17 protein-coding genes and 1 pseudogene are annotated in these 18,127 nt (G+C 71.4%); 5 read left to right on the top strand and 13 right to left on the bottom strand.

The window, feature by feature from the left end; translation table 11 throughout:
- Nucleotides 1-140: 140 nt before the first annotated feature.
- The 6 genes from N5I75_RS35715 to N5I75_RS35690 are packed head-to-tail and all read right to left on the bottom strand — an operon-like array spanning nt 141 to nt 5,683.
- Nucleotides 141-986 (bottom strand): fumarylacetoacetate hydrolase family protein, encoded by an 846-nt coding sequence (locus N5I75_RS35715; protein WP_476684314.1) that lies wholly within the window; start codon nt 984-986, stop codon nt 141-143.
- A gap of 11 nt (nt 987-997) precedes the next feature.
- A complete protein-coding gene (locus tag N5I75_RS35710; RefSeq protein ID WP_476684313.1) occupies nt 998-1,954 on the bottom strand; it encodes a 3,4-dihydroxyphenylacetate 2,3-dioxygenase in 957 nt (318 codons plus the stop codon).
- The gene (locus tag N5I75_RS35705) at nt 1,947-3,422 is read right to left on the bottom strand and encodes an aldehyde dehydrogenase (RefSeq protein ID WP_476684312.1); all 1,476 of its coding nucleotides are present in this window, start codon (nt 3,420-3,422) and stop codon (nt 1,947-1,949) included. Before N5I75_RS35705 ends, N5I75_RS35710 begins: the two co-directional genes overlap by 8 nt.
- Nucleotides 3,423-3,457: 35 nt before the next feature.
- Nucleotides 3,458-4,264, bottom strand: coding sequence for an acetoacetate decarboxylase family protein (locus N5I75_RS35700; protein WP_476684311.1), 807 nt, complete (start codon nt 4,262-4,264; stop codon nt 3,458-3,460).
- A gap of 1 nt (nt 4,265) precedes the next feature.
- Nucleotides 4,266-5,492 carry an NAD(P)/FAD-dependent oxidoreductase gene (locus N5I75_RS35695; protein ID WP_476684310.1) on the bottom strand — a complete coding sequence of 409 codons (1,227 nt, stop codon included), beginning with the start codon at nt 5,490-5,492 and terminating at the stop codon, nt 4,266-4,268.
- Complete coding sequence (locus N5I75_RS35690) at nt 5,489-5,683, bottom strand: ferredoxin (protein ID WP_476684309.1); 195 nt, start codon at nt 5,681-5,683, stop codon at nt 5,489-5,491. The genes N5I75_RS35695 and N5I75_RS35690 overlap by 4 nt, the downstream gene beginning before the upstream one ends.
- A gap of 265 nt (nt 5,684-5,948) precedes the next feature.
- Between N5I75_RS35690 and N5I75_RS35685 the strand changes: the two genes are divergently transcribed.
- Nucleotides 5,949-6,272, top strand: coding sequence for a hypothetical protein (locus tag N5I75_RS35685; RefSeq protein WP_476684308.1), 324 nt, complete (start codon nt 5,949-5,951; stop codon nt 6,270-6,272).
- A gap of 80 nt (nt 6,273-6,352) precedes the next feature.
- Here the strand turns inward: N5I75_RS35685 and N5I75_RS35680 are convergent, their stop codons facing one another.
- The 3 genes and pseudogenes from N5I75_RS35680 to N5I75_RS35670 all read right to left on the bottom strand — a co-directional run bounded on the left by N5I75_RS35680 (nt 6,353) and on the right by N5I75_RS35670 (nt 7,859).
- Nucleotides 6,353-6,814, bottom strand: coding sequence for a nuclear transport factor 2 family protein (locus tag N5I75_RS35680; RefSeq protein ID WP_476684307.1), 462 nt, complete (start codon nt 6,812-6,814; stop codon nt 6,353-6,355).
- 98 nt (nt 6,815-6,912) lie between these two features.
- Nucleotides 6,913-7,442 (bottom strand): annotated as a pseudogene (locus N5I75_RS35675) (sigma factor-like helix-turn-helix DNA-binding protein); the annotation flags it as partial.
- A 66-nt stretch (nt 7,443-7,508) separates the two neighbouring features.
- The gene (locus N5I75_RS35670; RefSeq protein ID WP_476684306.1) at nt 7,509-7,859 is read right to left on the bottom strand and encodes a hypothetical protein; all 351 of its coding nucleotides are present in this window, start codon (nt 7,857-7,859) and stop codon (nt 7,509-7,511) included.
- Nucleotides 7,860-8,209: 350 nt separating this feature from the next.
- Between N5I75_RS35670 and N5I75_RS35665 the strand changes: the two genes are divergently transcribed.
- Complete coding sequence (locus N5I75_RS35665; protein ID WP_476684305.1) at nt 8,210-9,463, top strand: carbohydrate-binding protein; 1,254 nt, start codon at nt 8,210-8,212, stop codon at nt 9,461-9,463.
- A 158-nt stretch (nt 9,464-9,621) separates the two neighbouring features.
- Nucleotides 9,622-11,220, top strand: a complete 1,599-nt coding sequence (locus N5I75_RS35660; RefSeq protein WP_476684304.1) for an APC family permease — start codon at nt 9,622-9,624, stop codon at nt 11,218-11,220.
- Nucleotide 11,221: 1 nt separating this feature from the next.
- Here the strand turns inward: N5I75_RS35660 and N5I75_RS35655 are convergent, their stop codons facing one another.
- The 4 genes from N5I75_RS35655 to N5I75_RS35640 all read right to left on the bottom strand — a co-directional run bounded on the left by N5I75_RS35655 (nt 11,222) and on the right by N5I75_RS35640 (nt 16,848).
- Entirely contained in the window at nt 11,222-11,713 is a 492-nt protein-coding gene (locus N5I75_RS35655; protein ID WP_476684303.1) for a GNAT family N-acetyltransferase, read from the bottom strand.
- Nucleotides 11,714-11,804: 91 nt separating this feature from the next.
- Nucleotides 11,805-13,643, bottom strand: a complete 1,839-nt coding sequence (locus N5I75_RS35650) for a cellulase family glycosylhydrolase (RefSeq protein ID WP_476684302.1) — start codon at nt 13,641-13,643, stop codon at nt 11,805-11,807.
- Nucleotides 13,644-14,003: 360 nt separating this feature from the next.
- Entirely contained in the window at nt 14,004-15,227 is a 1,224-nt protein-coding gene (locus N5I75_RS35645; protein WP_476684301.1) for an MFS transporter, read from the bottom strand.
- 163 nt (nt 15,228-15,390) lie between these two features.
- On the bottom strand, nt 15,391-16,848 hold the full coding sequence (locus N5I75_RS35640) for an MFS transporter (protein WP_476684300.1): 1,458 nt from the start codon (nt 16,846-16,848) through the stop codon (nt 15,391-15,393).
- A gap of 175 nt (nt 16,849-17,023) precedes the next feature.
- Between N5I75_RS35640 and N5I75_RS35635 the strand changes: the two genes are divergently transcribed.
- Both N5I75_RS35635 and N5I75_RS35630 read left to right on the top strand, forming a co-directional pair.
- Entirely contained in the window at nt 17,024-17,476 is a 453-nt protein-coding gene (locus N5I75_RS35635) for a MarR family winged helix-turn-helix transcriptional regulator (RefSeq protein ID WP_476684299.1), read from the top strand.
- A 30-nt stretch (nt 17,477-17,506) separates the two neighbouring features.
- The gene (locus N5I75_RS35630; protein ID WP_476684298.1) at nt 17,507-18,112 is read left to right on the top strand and encodes a hypothetical protein; all 606 of its coding nucleotides are present in this window, start codon (nt 17,507-17,509) and stop codon (nt 18,110-18,112) included.
- The last annotated feature ends 15 nt before the right edge of the window (nt 18,113-18,127 follow it).

Genomic DNA, 18,127 nt, shown 5'->3' with positions numbered 1-18,127 from the left:
TGGACCTGTGATCAGCGCTTCGGCGGGGTGCCTGGCCCGTCGGCGGAACTGCGGTCAGCGCTTCGGCGGGGTGTCTGGCCCGTCGGCGGAACTACGGTCAGCGCTTCGGCGGGGCGTCTGGCCCGTCGGCGGAACTACGGTCAGCGCTTCGGCGGCCGGACACCGCGGAACTCCCAGTCGCCGCCGAGCGCGGTGGACAGCACTTCCTCGGACTCGGTCGGCTGGGCGCCGACGTCGGTCCGGATCGCGGTGGGCCCGGTGACGATGTGGTTGGTCAGCCGCCCCAAGCCCTCGACCTCGACCTCGACGACGTCGCCGGGACGCACCGGCCGGGAGTTCGCCGGGGTGCCGGAGAGCAGCACGTCCCCGGGGAACAGGGTGATGGTGCGGGCGACGTCGGCGACGAGGTAGTGCATGTCCCACTTCATCTCGTCCGTCGAACCGTCCTGGACGACAGCGCCGTTGACGTACGTCCGCAGCCGCTTGCCCCGGAAGTCCCAGTCCGTGACGAGCCCCGGACCCAGCGGGCACAGCGTGTCCGATCCCTTCACCCGCAGCATGGACCCGGCGTCGGTGTCGCGGAAGTCGTGCAGGCCGTAGTCGTTGGCGATGGTGTACCCGGCGATGTACGCGCCCGCGTCGGAGGGGGCGATGTTGCGCGCGTTCCTGCCGATGACGACGGCGACCTCCCCCTCGTAGTTGAGCCACTTGCAGCCCTCGGGGCGGACGACGGCGCCCTGGTGGCTGTTGAGCGCGGAGGTCGGCTTGTGGAAGTAGGTGGGAGTGCCCGGCAGGGCGATCCCGAACTCCTCGACGCGGCTGCGGTGGTTGAGGTGGACGGCGACGACCTTGGAAGGGACGACGGGCGGCAGGTGCCGGGCCTCCCCCGCCTTCACGCGGCGGCCGTCACCGGCGACGAGTTCGTCCCCGTCGACCGTGACCTGCACGGCGGCGCCGTCGAGAAGGATGCGGCGGTACTCGGTCATGGCGGACCCTTCTATGCGCGACTGCGAGGAGGCGTGGCGGGCTCGGTGGGTGTACCGGCTCCGGTGCCGGTCCAGCCGTTCGCGGGGCGGTCGAACCAGAGGTGGGCCTGGCCGGTGCCGATCGAGTTCTCGTACTGCCCGTACTGGCGGGCCGTCGCGGTGCAGGCGTGGCCGCCGAGGGCGCCCGCCATCATCAGGTAGTGGAAGAACTTCGCCTCGGGCCTGAACCGCCGGAAGGCGTCCATGGTGTCGAGCACCTTGTCGTGGCGGCCCTCCTTGAACCAGGCGATGCGTTCGAGGTCGGCCTCGCGCGCCTCGGGGGTGAAGATGTGGGCCGGGTCGCTGGCCTCGTGGTCGCGCAGCTCGCGCAGGGGCCAGAAGGTGTGGGAGAGCGCGCCGGAGGCGATCAGCAGGACGCGGCGGCCGGGGGTGGCGGCGACGCCGTCGGCGAGCGCGCGGCCCAGGCGCAGGTGGTCCTCCGTGTCACCGGTCTGGCAGACGCCGATGGTCACCCAGCGCTTGTCCGGCAGGCCCTCGCCGAGGTACTTCCACAGGTTGACGGTGGCGTAGTAGATCGGCAGGTACGGGTCGTCGATCGCGGTGATCCAGGTGGAGTGCCGGTCGGCGGACAGCGCGATGTTTCCGGCGAGTTCGGGGTCGCCGGGGAAGTCGTACGGCATACGGCACATGCCGCGCGGCAGCTCCTCCGAGGTGAACAGGCCCGCGCGGCGGCTGTGCGCGGTAACGACGAACTCGACGGTGGTCGCCCAGTGGGAGTCCAGGACGACCACGGTGTCGTAGTCATCGCGGCCGTCGCGGCCGTCGCGCTCGAAGACGTCCGCGCGCAGTTCCCGGAGCCCGGTGACGAGGGTGATCTCCTTGCCCTCGTTCAGCTCCAGTCGGGTCTTCTCCGGCAGTACGACGGTGGGGACGTGGGCGAGCAGCCCCGCCCCGACGATCTCACCCATGGCCCTGCCATCCCTTCGGCGCGGTGACGGTGTTCTTGAGGTCGCAGAAGAAGTCGAAGCTCCAGTTGCCGCCCTCGCGTCCGACGCCGGACCGGCGCGAGCCGCCGAAGGGTGCCTGGAGGTCGCGGACGAAGAAGCAGTTGACCCAGACGGTGCCCGCGACGAGCCGTGCGCTGACGCGTTCGGCGCGCGCGGGGTCGCCGGTGGCGAGGGTGGCGGCCAGGCCGAACCGGGTGCCGTTGGCCAGCCGGACGGCCTCGTCCTCGTCCCCGTCGCGGAAGGTCTGCAGGGTCAGGACCGGTCCGAAGACCTCCTCCTGCACGATCTCGGCGTCCTGGTCCACGTCGGTGAGGAGGGTCGGGGCGTAGTACCGCTCGGCCACGCGGTGGCCGCCGATGACCGCGCGGGCGCCGGTGGCGAGAGCCCGCCGCACGAAGCCGTCGATGCGCTCCAGCTGGCGGGGGTGGATGGTCGGCCCGATGTCGGTGGAGTCGTCGCGCGGGTCGCCCTGCCGCAGCCGTCGCACCTTGTCGGTGAAGCGGCGCACGAACGCGTCGGCGACCGACTCCTCCACGAGGATGCGGGTCACGGCGAGGCAGACCTGCCCCGCGTTGTCGTACTGCTCCACGGCGAGAGCGGCGGCCAGGTCGGGATCGGCGTCGGCGAAGACGAGCAGCGGGGACTTGCCGCCGAGCTCGAAGCTGGTCGGTGTCAGGTGCGGCGCGGCCGAGGCGGCGATGCGGCGGGCCGTGGGCACCGAGCCGGTGAAGCTGATGCGGCGCACGTCGGGATGGCCGGTCAGGGCGTCGCCGATCTCGGAGCCGTAGCCCTGTACGACGTTGAGGACACCGGCGGGCAGTCCGGCACGGTCCGCGATGTCGGCGAGCAGCGAAGCGGTCAGCGGGGTCCACTCGGCGGGTTTGAGGACGACGGTGTTGCCGGCCGCGAGCGCCGGGGCGACCTTCCACGACTCCAGCATCAGCGGCGCGTTCCACGGCGTGATCAGCACACAGGGGCCCGCCGGGTCCCAAGTGACGTGGTTGGTGTGGCCGCGGGTCGCGAAGTCCGGGTGGTCGAGGGTGAGCAGCCGGTCGGCGAAGAAGCGGAAGTTGTGCGCGACGCGCGGCATGACGCCGCGGCGGTGCGAGCGCAGCAGCGCGCCGTTGTCGGCGGTCTCGACGGCGGCCAGCTCTTCGAGGTGCTTGTCGACCCCGTCGGCGACGGCGCGCAGAACACGGGCGCGTTCGGTGCGCGGGGTGGCGGCCCAGCCGGGAAAGGCGGCTCGGGCGGCGGCGACGGCCGCGTCGGCCTCGGCCGGGGTGCCGCGAGCGATCTCGCCCAGGGCGGTGCCGTCGACGGGCGACACGTCGGTGAAGGTCCCGGCGGAGGCGATCCGCTCGCCGCCGATCCAGTGCCGGGTGTCGACGGCGACCCCGGCGACGGTGAGCGTGTGCGCGGGATCGGGCATGTGCCGGGCCTCCTGAGGGTGTCGGCGGGCGGGCATCATCCGGCCCCGGACGTGTTCGACTCGAGGAGCCGGCCGCCGTCCCAGACGACGCCGACCTGGCGGTAGTACGCGGCGATCGGTTCGCGGATCTCCAGCCGGGCGAGCTCCTCGGTCGGCGCCTCGAACAGGTGCAACTCGGCTTCGCCGGTCCAGGGTTGGCCGCCTTCGAAGGAAGCGGCGCCGGTCTCGATCAGCTCGTCGAGGGCCAGGCCCTTGCCGGTCTCGATCGAGGGCAGCCACCGGTGGTGGGCCATCGGGTGGGCGTTGACGAACCCGTTGGTCGCGCACGGCTCGCGCAGCGTGACGACGGCCTCGGCCAGGCGCCGGTCGGCGGCGGCGAGCGTGGCGCCGAACCGGGCGCCCGCCTCGATGCGCGGCGCGGGTCCGTAGGGGTGCGGGCGGGTCTGGTGGATGGAGCCGAGCTTCTTCGGATAGCCCTGGTGCAGTCCGCGGGCGACGGCGAAGTCCTTATCGACCCAGATGTACACGCAGCGGGTGAAGGTCCGGCCCCGGTACCGGCAGCGGACGACCGCGAAGGCCTCCTTGTACTGGGCGCGCACCGGGTCGAGCAGTTCGCGGCCGCCGGCGGAGCAGGACTGCCAGTCGGCCCAGATGAGCGCGACCGCACCGGGGTCGTCGTCCGTCAACTCCAGTGGCGGGGGCAGCAGTTCACGTACGCACGCGGGGTCCGTGCGGTACTCGACGGTGAGCAGATCGCCGGAGTACCGCCAGGGCGGCGACGGGATCAGGGACGAGGCGCCCGTGGCCGTCTTCGGATGGAAGTACCCACGCACACCACTCATCTCATGCTCCTGTGGCTGTCGGGACGGGCGGCTCGAGGAGCGCGGCGCGGTAGCGGGCGGCCGCCGCTGCCGCGCCCTGGCCGCCGAGCGCGACGACGCCGACGAGCCGGCCCGCCCGGTGGTAGCCGACCACCGGGTCCCCGTCGAGGTCGCCGTCCAGGACACGCATGTCGTCCTTGCCGAGGACCGGTGCGCCGAACGACTGGATCCGGAAGTCGTGCTGATCGCTCCAGAACGTGGGCAGCGGGGCGAACGGCGCGAGGTCCGCCCCGTCCGCCCCCGCACCGGACAGGTGGGCCGCGAGCACCTTGGCGGCGTGCTTGGCGGTGTCCGTGGGGATGGACCAGTGCTCGACGCGGCGCGGCACCCCGTCGTAGCGGGCGTTGGGGAAGCGTGCGATGTCGCCGACGGCGACCACGTCCGGGCGATCGCCCACACGCAGGTGCTCGTCGGTGCGTACGCCGTCGGTCAGATCGAGCCCGTTGCCCTGGAGCCACTCGGTGTTGGCGACGGAGCCCACCGATTCGACCACCACGTCCGCCGCGAGGACGGCCCCGTCCGCCAGGAGTACGCCGGTGACCCGGCTGTCCCCCTCGAACCCGGCCACGCCGGTGCCGAGGACGAAACGGACGCCTCGCCGTTCATGGCGCGCCCGCAGCGACCGGGCGAGCGGTTCGCCCAGCGGCCCGACCATGGGCAGCGGCAGCGGATCGACGACGGTGACCTCGGCGGCCCCGAGCCGCACCGCGGTGGCGGCGACCTCGCAGCCGATGAACCCGGCGCCGACCACGACGACGCGCACCCCCGGCCGGGTCAGGGCGGTCCGCAACGCGCGGGCGTCGTCCAGGGTGCGCACGGTGTGCCGTCCGGCGGCGGGACCGGGGCAGCGCAGCCGGCGGGGCCGCATCCCGGTGGCCACGACGAGCCCGGCGTACGTCAGCGTCCCGCCGTCGGAGAGTTCGACGGTGCGCCGGTCCAGGTCAGCGCGTACGGCCCGGGTGCCGAGGCGCCATTCGACGTCGGCCACGCCGGCGCGGGGCCGGAAGGCGAGGGAGTCGAAGGACGCCGTCCCCGCGAGGACCTCCTTGGAGAGGGGCGGCCGGTTGTAGGGCATGTGGGGTTCGGCGCCGACGAGCGTGATCGGCTCGCGCCGGCCCGCGACGCGCAGCTGCTCGGCGGCGCGCAGTCCGGCCAGGGAGGCGCCGACCACCACGAGGGGTGCGCTCACGGGCGGTCCTCGATCCGGATGGCCTGGAGGGGGCACATGTCGGCGGCTTCCTCGACCTCGTCGCGCAGCGCGTCGTCCGCGTCCGCGACGTAGGCCAGGTGACCGGCGTCGTCGAACCCGAAGACGTCCGGGGCGGCGAAGACGCACTGGCCGTGGTCCTGGCACTTGTTCCTGTCGACGACGACCTTCATGGGCCTGTCCTCCTGTGGGCCGGGGCCCCGGCGCGTGAAGGGGGTGCGGGCGCACCGGCCTTCCAACTCGTTTGGTTCCAAACAACATAGGAAGCAATCGGGTGCGGGTCAATGGCCGCCAATGGCCGCCCGGGCGGCTGACGGGGCACACGTGTGCGCGACACAGCGCCACCCGCGCAACCGTGACCAAGCCGGGGCTCGGGGGGTTGAGGGGGTGGGCACGCGATGCCCACCCCCTCAACCCCTCCCTCCCTCGGAGATCCCCATGCGCTTCCGCACCGCCGTCGCCACCGGCACCCTCGCCCTGGCCGCGTCCGGGCTCTGGTCCCTGCCCGCCTCGGCCGTCACCCCTGAGCCGGGCACGGACACCGGCACCACCCACGGCAACGGCAACGGCACGGCCGTCCTGTCCGACGAGACGTACGACCGCCTCCTGCGCACCGACCAGAACGACCCGCTGCTCCTCGCGACGGACCCGTCCTACCGCGAGGCGTGGCTCTTCTGCCTGCGCTCCGCGGAGCACGACCATGTCGAACGGAACGGCTGGGGCAAGGGATACGTGTGCATCCCGGACGGCGCCGTGCAGTGAGCGGCGGGTTCTGACGCGACTTCGGCGGATCCCGGCGACGGCGACGGCGTCAGTGGCTGACTCCCGGCTGCTCTACCGCTCTACCGCAGTGGAAAGTCAAGCCCATGCTCGTCCGCCGGCCGGGGTCCGTGGATGCGGCGGTCGGATTCCGAGATGGCCATGTCGTTGATGCTGGCCTCGCGGCGTCGCATCAGCCCGCGCTCGTCGAACTCCCACAGCTCGTTGCCGTAACTGCGCCACCAGGCGCCGTCCGCGTCATGCCACTCGTACTGGAAACGGACGGCGATCCGGTTCTCGTCGAACGACCAGAGGCTTTTCCGCAGCGCGTAGTCGAGTTCGCGCTCCCACTTCCGCGTCAGGAAGCCGACGATCTCCTCCCGGCCGGTGAGGAACGTGGACCGGTTGCGCCACTGCGAGTCAGGGGTGTAGGCGAGTGCCACGCGGTGCGGGTCGCGCGTGTTCCACGCGTCCTCGGCGGCCTGGACCTTCCGCAGGGCGGTCTCCCGCGTGAACGGCGGGTAGGGAGGACGGTCTTCCGGCACGGATGCTCCTGACGTCGGGTGGTCGGGAAGTTCGCTGATGATGGGCCCAAGGTACGCGTGCCGCGAACCCGCGTTCCGTGGCTGCGCATGGATCAGTGCGCCGCGCCGCCGGCCACGCGGGCACGGCCCGCGACCTCGGTCGCCCCGATCGTGACGAACCGTCCGCCCGGGGTGTGCACGGTGAACTGCACTTCCGGGCGCCCCGCACCTTCCAGCGGACGCGGCTGGTGAGCATCTTCGTCGCGTCGGTCGACTTGCCGAGGATGGTTCCGATCTCGCCGTGCGGGCCGGCGAACACGTCGTGCAGGACGAAGGCCAGGCGCTCGTCGGGGCGCAGCGCGTCCAGAACTGTCAACAGGGCGAGGCTCACGGAGTCGCCCAGCGCCACGACCTCGTCCGGGGCGGGACCGTGGTCGTGTGTCACGGCGACCTCTGTGGCCTCAGTGACCCCTGACTGCTGGTCGTCGAGGTTGAGAGGAACGGTCGAACGCGTGCGGCCCGACCGCAGAAGGTCGAGGCTGATGCGGCCGACCACGGTGGTCAGCCACGCACCGAGGTTGTCGATGGCGCCGGCGTCCTGGCGCGACAACCGCAGCCATGCCTCCTGGACCGCGTCGTCCGCGTCGGCAAGGAACCGGCCGGCCAGACGTGGAGCTGACGACAACCGGACCACAACCTGACGGCATCGCGCCACTCAGCGGAACTCGTGAACAACCTGGATCTCACCGACGATGTGCCGGTTGAACTCCTCAAGCTCCTCGGCGGGCACCCACAGTTCGAGGATCGTGCGGCCGCCCGCCTGCTGGACCGGGTATCTGCGCAGGTACTCCGAGTCGACCTCGAACCGGGTCACGAACCCGGCCCCGTCGTGCTTCACATTCCAGTCCCGCGCGATCGCGACGGCGTACTCCTCATTGAGCACGGGATAGAAGATCGGCTGCCCGGGCAACCGCGGCGGCCACGCCCGCCACTCCGCCTCACGCAGCAACTCCAGCTCAGCGGGGCCGGTGGGACGCCACAAAGTGGTCGTTCGCCGAGTGGTCACGACAAGAACTCCCTGAACGCGGCAGCCGCCGATACGGCCGACCCGGGAGCCCGACAGTATCGATCACGCACGTGGGGCGGCCACGCAGTTTCCGTACGCCGCAGCGGTGGGCGTGGAGATCGAGTTGCTGATCGTGGACTGGCCGGCGGTCGAGGCCGCACTTGGATTCGTCGGCCTGCGCTGTTCACGAACCTAGTGTCGCGCCACCACGAGCCTCGCCAGGTGGCAAAGAGTTGGCATGGTCTAGTCCAAAGCATTCTGTGGTCCAGTCCAATCCATTGACGTGTCCCACTCACACTCCACAAGCTGTGCCTTCTCCCCCGGAGAGTGGACACGACAGGAGTCACAGAGTGAGACGTATGCGCGCATGCCTGGGCGCGGCCACCGCCGTCGCCACCACCGCGCTCGCCGCCACGGCGTTCGTCGCGTCGAGTTCGGCGGACGCCGCGGGCGCGGCCGGTGCCGCCGCCGCGTTGAGCAATCGGTGGTACGCCGCCGCCCCGTATCTGATGCCGTTGGACAACGACCCGCCGGACGCGGGCACCATCATGGACGCCACCGGGCTCAAGGCGTTCCAGCTCGCCTTCGTCCTCGCGCCGAACGGCGGCGGCTGTACGCCCACGTGGGACGGGACGGCGCCGGTGTCCTCCGACACCAAGGTCGGCGCGGTCATCGACAAGATCCGCGCCAAGGGCGGCGACGTGTCGGTCTCCATCGGCGGCTACGGCGGCACCAAGCTCGGCCAGGCGTGTGCGGACGCGGCCTCGACCGCCGCCGCGTACCAGCAGGTCATCACCAAGTACGGGCTCCACGCCATCGACTTCGACCTGGAGGAGCCCGAGTACGAGAACACCGCCGCCATCAAGAACGAACTCGGCGCGGCCAAGATCCTGCAGAAGAACAACCCCGGGCTCTACGTCTCTGTCACCACGGCCGGCACCGCCGACGGCACCGGCTGGTTCGGCAAGCAGATGCTGCTGGAGGCCAAGGCGCAGGGGTTCACGCCGAACAACTTCTCCATCATGCCGTTCGACGGCGGCTTCAACGGCGCGGCCTCGCAGACCAGCGCGCTGACCAAGTTCAATCAGGTCCTCCAGTCGACCTTCGGCTGGGACGAGGCCACCGCCTACGCCCACGAGGGCTTCTCCGGGATGAACGGCCGCAGCGACACCGGCGAGATGTTCCCCCAGGCCGACTTCCAGACCGTCCTGGACTTCGCGACGAGTCACAAGATGGACCGCTTCACGTTCTGGTCCCTCAACCGCGACCGCCAGTGCACCCCGGCCGACAACGGCGGCCGCACCTCGGGCACCTGCTCCAGCGTCCCGCAGAACACCTGGGACTTCGCCAAGTACTCGGTGAAGTTCGCGGGCGCGACCCCGCCCAGCGATCCGCCCACCGACCCACCGACCACGCCGCCCACCGACCCTCCCACCACGCCGCCCACCGGGGACTGCGCGACCGCCTGGAGCGCGACGGCCGTCTACACCGCCGGCAACGAGGTCGGCTACAACGGGCACAACTGGAAAGCCAAGTGGTGGACCCAGAACGAGAAGCCCGGCGCCGCCGAGTGGGGCCCCTGGACCGACGAGGGCGCCTGCTGAGTTCGCCGATGCGCCGACGGGACACCTGCTGAAACCGCCGCGCCGGGCACCCCGGCCGCTCCCGACAGGGCGGCGCGGGCCGCGGTTCGGCATACCCGGCGCCATGCGTGGCACGCTGACCTCGTACGTCGTCCGTGATCGTCGAGGAGGTCCGCCACGTGGCGCAGCAACAGCCGACGGAGGTCGCGGGGTCTCCCGACGTCCGCGCCGAGGAGGGCCGGCTGCGCAAGGACCTCGGGTTCTGGGGTCTGACCGCGATCGGCTTCTCCAACATCCTCGGCTCGGGATGGCTGTTCGCCGCCATGTACGCCGCCCAGACCGCCGGGCCCGCCGCGCTCCTCTCCTGGATCGCGGCGGGCCTGCTCTGCGCCCTGGTCGCCCTGGTCATGGTGGAACTCGGCGCGACCAGGCCGGAGGGCGGCGGCACGGTCCGCTGGCCGCTGTACGCGAACGGGCGGCTCGTCGGCACGGTCGTCGGCTGGTCCGTGCTGCTCTCCGTGGGCGGCACCGCCGCCGAGATCAGCGCGATCATGCAGTACGCAGCCCATTACGTCCCCGGGCTCTACCGCGACGGCAGCATCACCGCGTCAGGACTGGGCGTCGCCACCGCGCTGAGTGTGCTACTCACCGCGCTGAACTGGTTCGCGGTCCGCCTCTTCGCCCGCATGAACAACCTGGTCTCGGTGTTCAAGGTCGTCGTGCCGGTCCTCACCGTCGCCGCCCTGTTCCTCTCCGGGACGCATTCAGGCCGCCTCACCGACCACGGAGGCTTCGCGCCGTACGGGTACGCGGCCTGTCTCACCGCACTCGCGGGCGGCGGCATCGTCTACTCCGTGAACGGGTTCCAGGCTCCGCTCGACTTCTCCGGCGAGGCCCGCAATCCGCGCCGCACCGTCCCCGCCGCCGTCCTCACCGGGATCGGCCTCGCGGTCCTCGTCTACCTCGGGCTGCAGCTCGCCTTCCTCTACACGGTGCCCGACTCCCTGCTCGCGCACGGCTGGCAGGGAGTCAACTTCGAGTCGCCGTTCGGGCAGCTCGCCCTCGTCCTCAACCTGCACTGGCTCGCCACCCTGCTCTACGCCGACGCGGTGGTCTCGCCGGGCGGCTCGGCGTACGTGGGTGTGGCGATCGACGCCCGTCACACGTATGCCCTCGCGAAGAACGGCCTGCTGCCCCGCTTCTTCATGCGCATCGACCCGCGCTCCGGGATCGCGCGCCGCGCCCTGGTCCTCAACCTCGCGGTCATCATCGTCTTCATGCTGCCGTTCGGCGGCTGGCAGGACATCGTCAGCGTGATGGGCGACATGTATCTCATCATCTACGCCGCGTCGGCGGTGGCCGTCGCCTCCTTCCGGGCGCACGACCGCGCGCGTGGGCTGCCGCTCGCGGACGGTGCCATGCCGGGGGTGCGCTGGATCGCGCCGGTCAGCTTCGCCGTCGCGACCGAGTTCGTCTACTGGTCGGGCTGGGACGACCTGCGCCTGGCCCTGCCGCTCGTCCTCGTCGGCGTCCCCCTGTACCTGCTCCAGCGCCGCGAGGCGGGCCGCTCCCCCGCCCAGGAACTACGCCACGGCGCCTGGCTCGTCGTCCATCTCGCGGCGCTGACCCTGCTCTCCTGGCTCGGCACCTTCGGCGGCTCCGCACACCTGCCCGCCCCCTACGACTCCCTGACGGTCGCGGCCCTCGCCTTCGCGGTCTTCACCTGGGCGGTCCGCTCGGGCACGGCCCACCTGCGCACCAACCCGGTGACGCCCTGACTCAGATCTCCTTGGCGTACCAGTGATCGGCCCGGCCATGACCCTCGTACGGCTCCGTGTCCACGTATCCGTAACGGGTGTACAGGGCCCGCGCCTCGGTGAGTTGCGTGTTGGTCTCGCACACGATGCGCTCGGCGCCCAGCCGCCTGGCGGCCTCCTCCGCGGCGAGCAGCAGGCCGCGGCCCAGGCCGGCACCGCGTCCGGCGGGGTGCACGTACATCCGCTTGAGTTCGGCGGTTCCCGGGGTGCCGCCGAGGAGACGCAGGCCCACACAGCCGAGGAACGCGCGGCCGTCGCCCCGTGCCACGAGGAACTGTCCGTTCGGCGGGGTGAGGTCGCGGTGCGGGTCCCTCGCCAGCACCGTCCGGAGTTCGGCGTCCGTCGCGGTTCGTCCGAGGACCCGTTGCCCCATCTCCGTGAAGTACTGCCGCATCACGGCGTCGACAGCCGGGTCGTCGACGGGTTCGGCATTGATCGTCCAGGAAGCAGGCACGCGGGTCATGGTCGTGGACGCGCCGCAGGCCGTCCAGTGTCCCGGCGTCCGCCACCGGGTTCGATCGGCCGGCCGCGGACGCCGTGACGTGCTAACTCGCCTGGCAGACGAGCGTCGGCGTGCCCGCGCCGCCCGGCGTCGCGCCGAAGCCGAACGAGGTCGAGGCCTTGGCGGCGAGGGTGCCGTTGTGCGCGGCGTTGCGGGCCGTCACCGTCTTGCCGGTCTGCGTGTGGACGGCGTTCCACATGCTGGTGACGGTCTGGCTGCCGGGCCAGTCCCAGGTGACCTGCCAGGACGTGGTGGCCGACGTGCCGGTGTTGGTGACGGTGACGTCGGCGTTGAAGCCGCCGCCCCAGTCACTGCTCACCTTGTACGTGGCGGTGCAGCCGGACGAACCGCCGCCCGAACCGGCCGAGGTCGTCGCGGCGACCGACGCCGAGGCCGGTGACGTGTTGCCCGCGGCGTCGCGCGCCCGCACCGTGTACTCGTAGCGGGTCGACGCGGTGAGTCCGGTGTCGGTGTAGGTCGTGCCGGTCGCGGACCCGACCTTGCCGGTGCCCCTGTAGACGTCGTAGGCCGTGACGCCTGTGTCGTCGGTGGAGGCGGTCCAGGAGAGGGAGACGCTGGAGGAGGTCGTGGCGGTGACCTTCAGCCCGGCGGGCGTGGAGGGCGCCGTGGTGTCGTCCCCGCCCCCTCCCCCGCCGCCGCCGAAGTCCGGCGCCTTGATGGACGTCAGGTAGCCGTCCTTGACAGTGTCGACGGTCTGCCAGTCGTCCTTCAGGATGCCGCCCGTGTCACCCGAGTTGGGGTTCCACGACCAGAAGGTCCAGCTGATGCTGTCCGCGCCGTAGGTCCCGGTGGGACGGAGGTAGTCGACCAGCGCGGCGAGCCACTTCTGGTCGATGCCCGACTGGAGCGTCGTGCCGAACTCGCCCAGCCACACCGGCGCGATGTTCTGCTTGAAGATGTAGCCCCAGTTCTTGTCCCAGACGCCGGGCATGTTCGCGGGGAACGACGGGTCGTTGAACCAGGGTTGCTGCGCGACGCTCGTGGCGTAGTCGTGGGCCGAGTAGACGATCCGGTTCGCCACGTCGAGCCGTACGGGGGCCGTGGCCACACCCGCGAGGTTGCCGCCCCACCACGTCGACTGGCCGTTCACGGTCTGTACGCCCTCGACGAAGATGAGGAGGTCGGGGTTGACCGACAGCACGGCGTTACCCGCCCGCTCGGCGGCGAGCCGCCAGTCGGTGTTCGTGTCGCCGCAGCCCCAGCAGGCCGGATCATGCGGCTCGTTGTGCAGGTCGATGCCGACCACGGCGGTGTCGCCCTTGTACCGGGCGGCGAGCGCCTTGAGGTTGGCGATCCAGGTCGTCTCGGGTACCGACGCGGTGTACCAGAGCGCCGACTGCGCCGAGGAGTCGGGACGGTGCCGGTCAAGGACGATCTTGAGCCCGATGGAGCCCGCGTAGTCCACCAGCTTGTCCATCACCTGGAGGGAGTTCAGGCCTTCCAGGTCGCTGTTCAACCCGTTCGCGTACGTGATCCCCGTCGGCGTCGTGCCCTTGAAGATGTCGTCGCTGTAGGGCATGCGGACGGTGTTGTACCCGAGCGACTTCATCTGGTCCAGCATCGACTTGTAGTCGCGGGACCAGAGGCCGTGCGGGACGTAGTTGGCGGTCTCGAACCCGAACCAGTTGATCCCCGCCATCCGTACCGGCTGGTTCTGCGCGTCGAGGATGCGGCGGCCGCTGGTGTGCCAGTAACCGGAGCCCGCCGCCGCGAGCGCCGCGTCCGAGGAAGAGGGGGAAGAGGCGGTGCGCGCGGGAGCCGCCTGGGCGGGCACGGCGAGCAGGGGCACGAGGGCGATCGCGAGCGTGGCGAGGAAGGCGATTACGAGGTTGCGGGAGCGGCGGGCGGGCGGGTGTCTCATGGGGGGTCCTCTCGAGGGGGCGTCGAGGCGGGGCTGTGAGCTGCGGCGGAGCTTGGGAGCGCTCCCATTTTGCGGCGGAGGATTGACGAGGAGTGTGGGAGACGGGAGGGTCGAGGCACCCGGCATGACGCTGCCGCGGACCGTCCGGAGCGTCCCGCTCCGCACCGCCCGCCCGTCAAAACCGGGGCCGCGCCCATGGAAGCCACTAAGCGTGTACGCGTCAATACCCCGCGCACTGATCGGCTCGCGCCGGTATATGCCACGGATCCCGTACGGGCGGGTAGGCACCCGAGCGAGCGCCGGAAACGGGCGGCCCTTCAGGACCGGTGAACCCGCTCCTCACCCGTACGATGCGGCCCTTCAGGGCCGGTGAACCCGCTCCTCACCCGTACGACCACCCTCACCCTCACCCGTACGATCACCCTCCCGCCGCCACGCCAGCGACCCCCACGCCGCCACGGCGAGCACCGCGGCCGCGACGCAGAACCAGATGCCCGCCGGGCGCAGCCCCCACGCCTGCGATGCCTCGCCGAGCCCCACCACCGGCAGCGAGATCGCCACGTACAGGACGAGGAAGTAGGCGGAGGAGACGGCGGCCCGGTCGGCGGAGTCGACCCGGTCGTTGACGGCGGCGAGACCCTTGGCGAAGGACATGCCCTGCCCGCACCCCGCGATCACCGCGCCGACCGCCAGCAACGGCAGGGACGCCAGGTGCACCGAGAGCGCGACCAGCAGGATGCCCGTCGCGAGGAGCAGGCACCCGGACAGGAGGAACAGGCGCGTCCGCGCCGGGGGAAGGACCACTTGGGTGAGTGCCGACGCGCCGAGCAGCAGCAGCGGCATCGCCCCGGCCAGCGCGTGGTTCGGGTCGCCGACGACCTCGGAGACGATGCGCGGGGACACCGCGGTGAACAGGCCGGTGACGGCGAACCCGGCGAAGCCGACCGTCGCGGCGCTGACGAACACGGACCGGGCCGCCTGCGGCACCTTGATCTTGCGCGGGCGCAGCCGGGCGGCGGGGTCGCGCTCCACCGTCTCCGGCACGAACCTCAGCAGGACGACGAGGACGCAGGTCGCGGCGGCGTGCACGGCGAACGACAGCTTCAGCGGCGCCGGGAGGTACTGGACGAAGAGCCCGGCGAGCGCGGATCCCAGGCCCAGGCCGCCGATGTTGGCGGCCGTCGCCGCGTTCGACGCCCGGCCGCGCCACGGTTCGGGGGCGCTCTCGATCACCGCGGCCGTGGCCGTCCCCGCGAAGATGCCGGCCGAGACGCCCGAGAGCAGCCGCCCCACCAGCAGGATCCAGACCTCCTCCGCGCCGAGGAAGACGAGGCTGCTGACCAGGGAGAACAGCAGTCCGGCGAGGAGCAGGGGCCTGCGCCCCCTGAGGTCCGACCAGCCGCCGCACAGCAGAAGCGCCGCGAGCACCCCCACGGCGTAGGAGGCGAAGATCACCGTCTGGACGACGGGTGAGAACCCCAACTCCTGTTGCCACAGGGGGTACATGGGCGTGGGAAGCGTTGCTCCGAGCATCACACACGCGAACGCGCTGACCAGGGTGAGGAACGCTCCACGGGAACGCATGGTGCGCGGTGCCAACGTGCGTGCTCCTCGTGTCGCTGCGGTCGACCGACCCACGTGCAGTTCCCCGCACACGCGTTCCTCATGCGGAAAGCGGCTGTACGTGTGAACACCGGCACCCGGTACCCGCACACACGTGGGACGGCACAGCGCACACCTGGGAGGGTCAGGCCGCGGCGGGCGCCTGGTCGGCGTCGGCCGGCTCGCCCTTGGCGGCCGCGTCCCCAGCCGGCTCGCGCAGCCCCGGAATGAGGGTCGCGACGGCGGCGGAGACGAGGGCCACGCCGCAGCCGATCATCAGGCCGGTGCGGAACCCGCTCTCGGACGCGAAGGTGAAGCCGCCCATGCTGATGGTCATCTGGGCCAGGACGACACCGATGACGGCGGAGCCGATGGTGGTGCCGAGCGAGCGCATCAGGGTGTTGAACCCGTTGGCGGCGGCCGTCTCGGAGAGCGGCACCGAGCTCATGATGAGGGCGGGCATGGCGCCGTACGCGAGGGCGACACCGCTGTTGATCACGATGCCGGAGACCATGATGCCCCAGGCCGTGCCCATGAGCGGCAGCGCTACGCCGTAGCCGGCGGCGATCACCAGGGCACCGAGGATGAGCGCGGTCTTCGGGCCGCGCGCGTTGATCAGCTTCCCGCCGAGCGGCGAGATCAGCATCATCATGATGCCGCCGGGCGCGATCCACAGACCGGCGGCGAGCATCGACTGGCCGAGACCGTACCCCGTCGCCTTCGGGAACTGGAGCAGCTGGGGCGCGATCAGCATGAAGGAGTACATGCCGACGCCGATGAGGATCGAGGCGGCGTTGGTGAACAGCACGCGCGGGCGGGCCGTGGTGCGCAGGTCGACGAGCGGGTCGCGGGTGCGCAGCTCGTAGAGGCCCCAGACGCCCAGGGCGACGACGGCGACCGCGAACAGGCCGAGCGTGGTGCCGGAGGCCCAGCCCCAGTCGGCGCCCTTGGAGATGGCGAGCAGCAGCGAGACCAGGCCGATGGCGAGACCGACGGCGCCGGGCGCGTCGAACCGCTGCCCCTTCGCGCCCGCCGGGACGTCGGGCACGATGACGAAGATCATCACGCTGACGATCAGGGCGAGCACGGCCGCGCCCCAGAACAGCACGCGCCAGTTGGCGTACTGGGCGACGGCCGCGGCGATCGGCAGGCCGATGGCGCCGCCGATACCCATGGAGGCACTGACCAGGGCGATGGAGCCGCTGAGCTTCTCGGTGGGCACGACGTCGCGAAGGAGCGCGATGCCGAGCGGGACCATGCCCATGCCCATGCCCTGCAGTCCCCGTCCGACGATCATCGGTACGAGGGAGGAGGACAGCGCGCACACCACGGAGCCCAGGATCAGCGGCACGGCGCAGACGAGCATCATGCGGCGCTTGCCTATGAGGTCGCCGAGGCGGCCGGAGACCGGCACGCACACACCCGACACGAGCAGCGTCACCGTGATCACCCAGGCCGCGTTCGAGGACGACGTGTCCAGGATCCGCGGCAGCTCGGCGATGAGCGGCGTCACCAGCGTCTGCATGATCGCGGCGACGGTACCGGCGAGCGCCAGCGTGGCGACGACAGCGCCTGAGCGGCTGGTCGTCTCGGGGGCATCCATACGGACTCCTCAGTCTCTTTCGACACGTGCGTCGTTTCGTGCGTCACGTCGGCACGGCACGTGCAGCGATGTGCAGCATACACATGCAATGTATCGTGCACATCACATGCAGAGGGCACACACGGGAGCGGGCTCACACCCTGCGATACCGTCGGACCTGGGAGGACGCACGCACATGGAGAAGCCCTCGCAGTTGGTCGAGTTCGAGCACATGGTGCTCGGCTGGCATCAGCTCGGCAACGACAAGCGCCGCCGGGAGGCGGACCGCCTCGAACGCAGCGCGTACATCATGCTCAGCCGGATCCGGGTGCAGGGCCCGATGTCGATCGGCCAGCTCAGCGAGGCGTTCGTGCTCGACGCCTCGACCGTCAACCGGCAGACGGCCCACGCGATGCGGGCGGGCCTGCTCGAACGCATCCCGGACCCCGACGGCGGCATGGCCCGCAAGTTCCGGCTGACCGAGGAGGGCATACGCCGCCTCGACGCGGAGCAGCGGGTGCACGTCGAGCAGCTGGACAAGGTCTTCGAGGACTGGCCGGCGGACGACGTGCGGGCCTTCGCGCAGTACCTCCAGCGCTTCAACACGAGCATCGAGCGGCTCAGCGGCCAGCCGTGGCCCCGGTCGTGACCCCGCGCCGCAGCGCCTAGGCTGGCCGGCGTGGACCGATTCGACGGAGCGATCGCGGGACTCGGCACCCGGGCCGGTGTCCGGCTGGTCGTCGGCATGTGGCGGGAGTCACCGTTCGGACCGGTGACCGACCTCATGATGGAGCGGCCCGACGGACACCGCGTCCTCATCGCCCCGACCGCCGAGCTCGCCGCGTACATCGCGGCCACGTACACGTTCGACGAGGTCCGGGTGGAACCCGTCGCGCTCACCGTGGAGGGCCCCGGCCGCATCGCCGTCCGGTCCTCCTCGGTAGACCTCACGCTGGCCACCGGGGCCCGTACGGGCGTCGGGCTCCTGCTCACCCTCGTCCCCCGGCCGCTCGCGCGGACCCGCGCCTGGTGCCGGCTGATCGACCCCGTGGCCCGCCTGGCACGCCGCGGCGTCCGCACCGTCGGCACGGCGGGAGGCGGACGCCACGAGTACTACTGCGCCCTCGACGAGCACGCGCTGACCTCGGCGTCCGTCCGCGTGGAGGGACACGACCAGGGCGCGCTCACGAGCGTCACCCCGCCGGTCCGCTTCGGTTTCGGCTCCACTCCCCCACGCCCGGCGCTGGTCCGGGTGACCACCCTCATCGCAGCCGAAGAGGATTAGGGCGCGGGCATCGCC

The sequence above is a fragment of the Streptomyces sp. R818 genome (genome assembly GCF_056172735.1).
The sequence above is the reverse complement of the archived record's forward strand: the minus strand, read 5'-3'. Positions and strand labels throughout refer to the sequence as shown.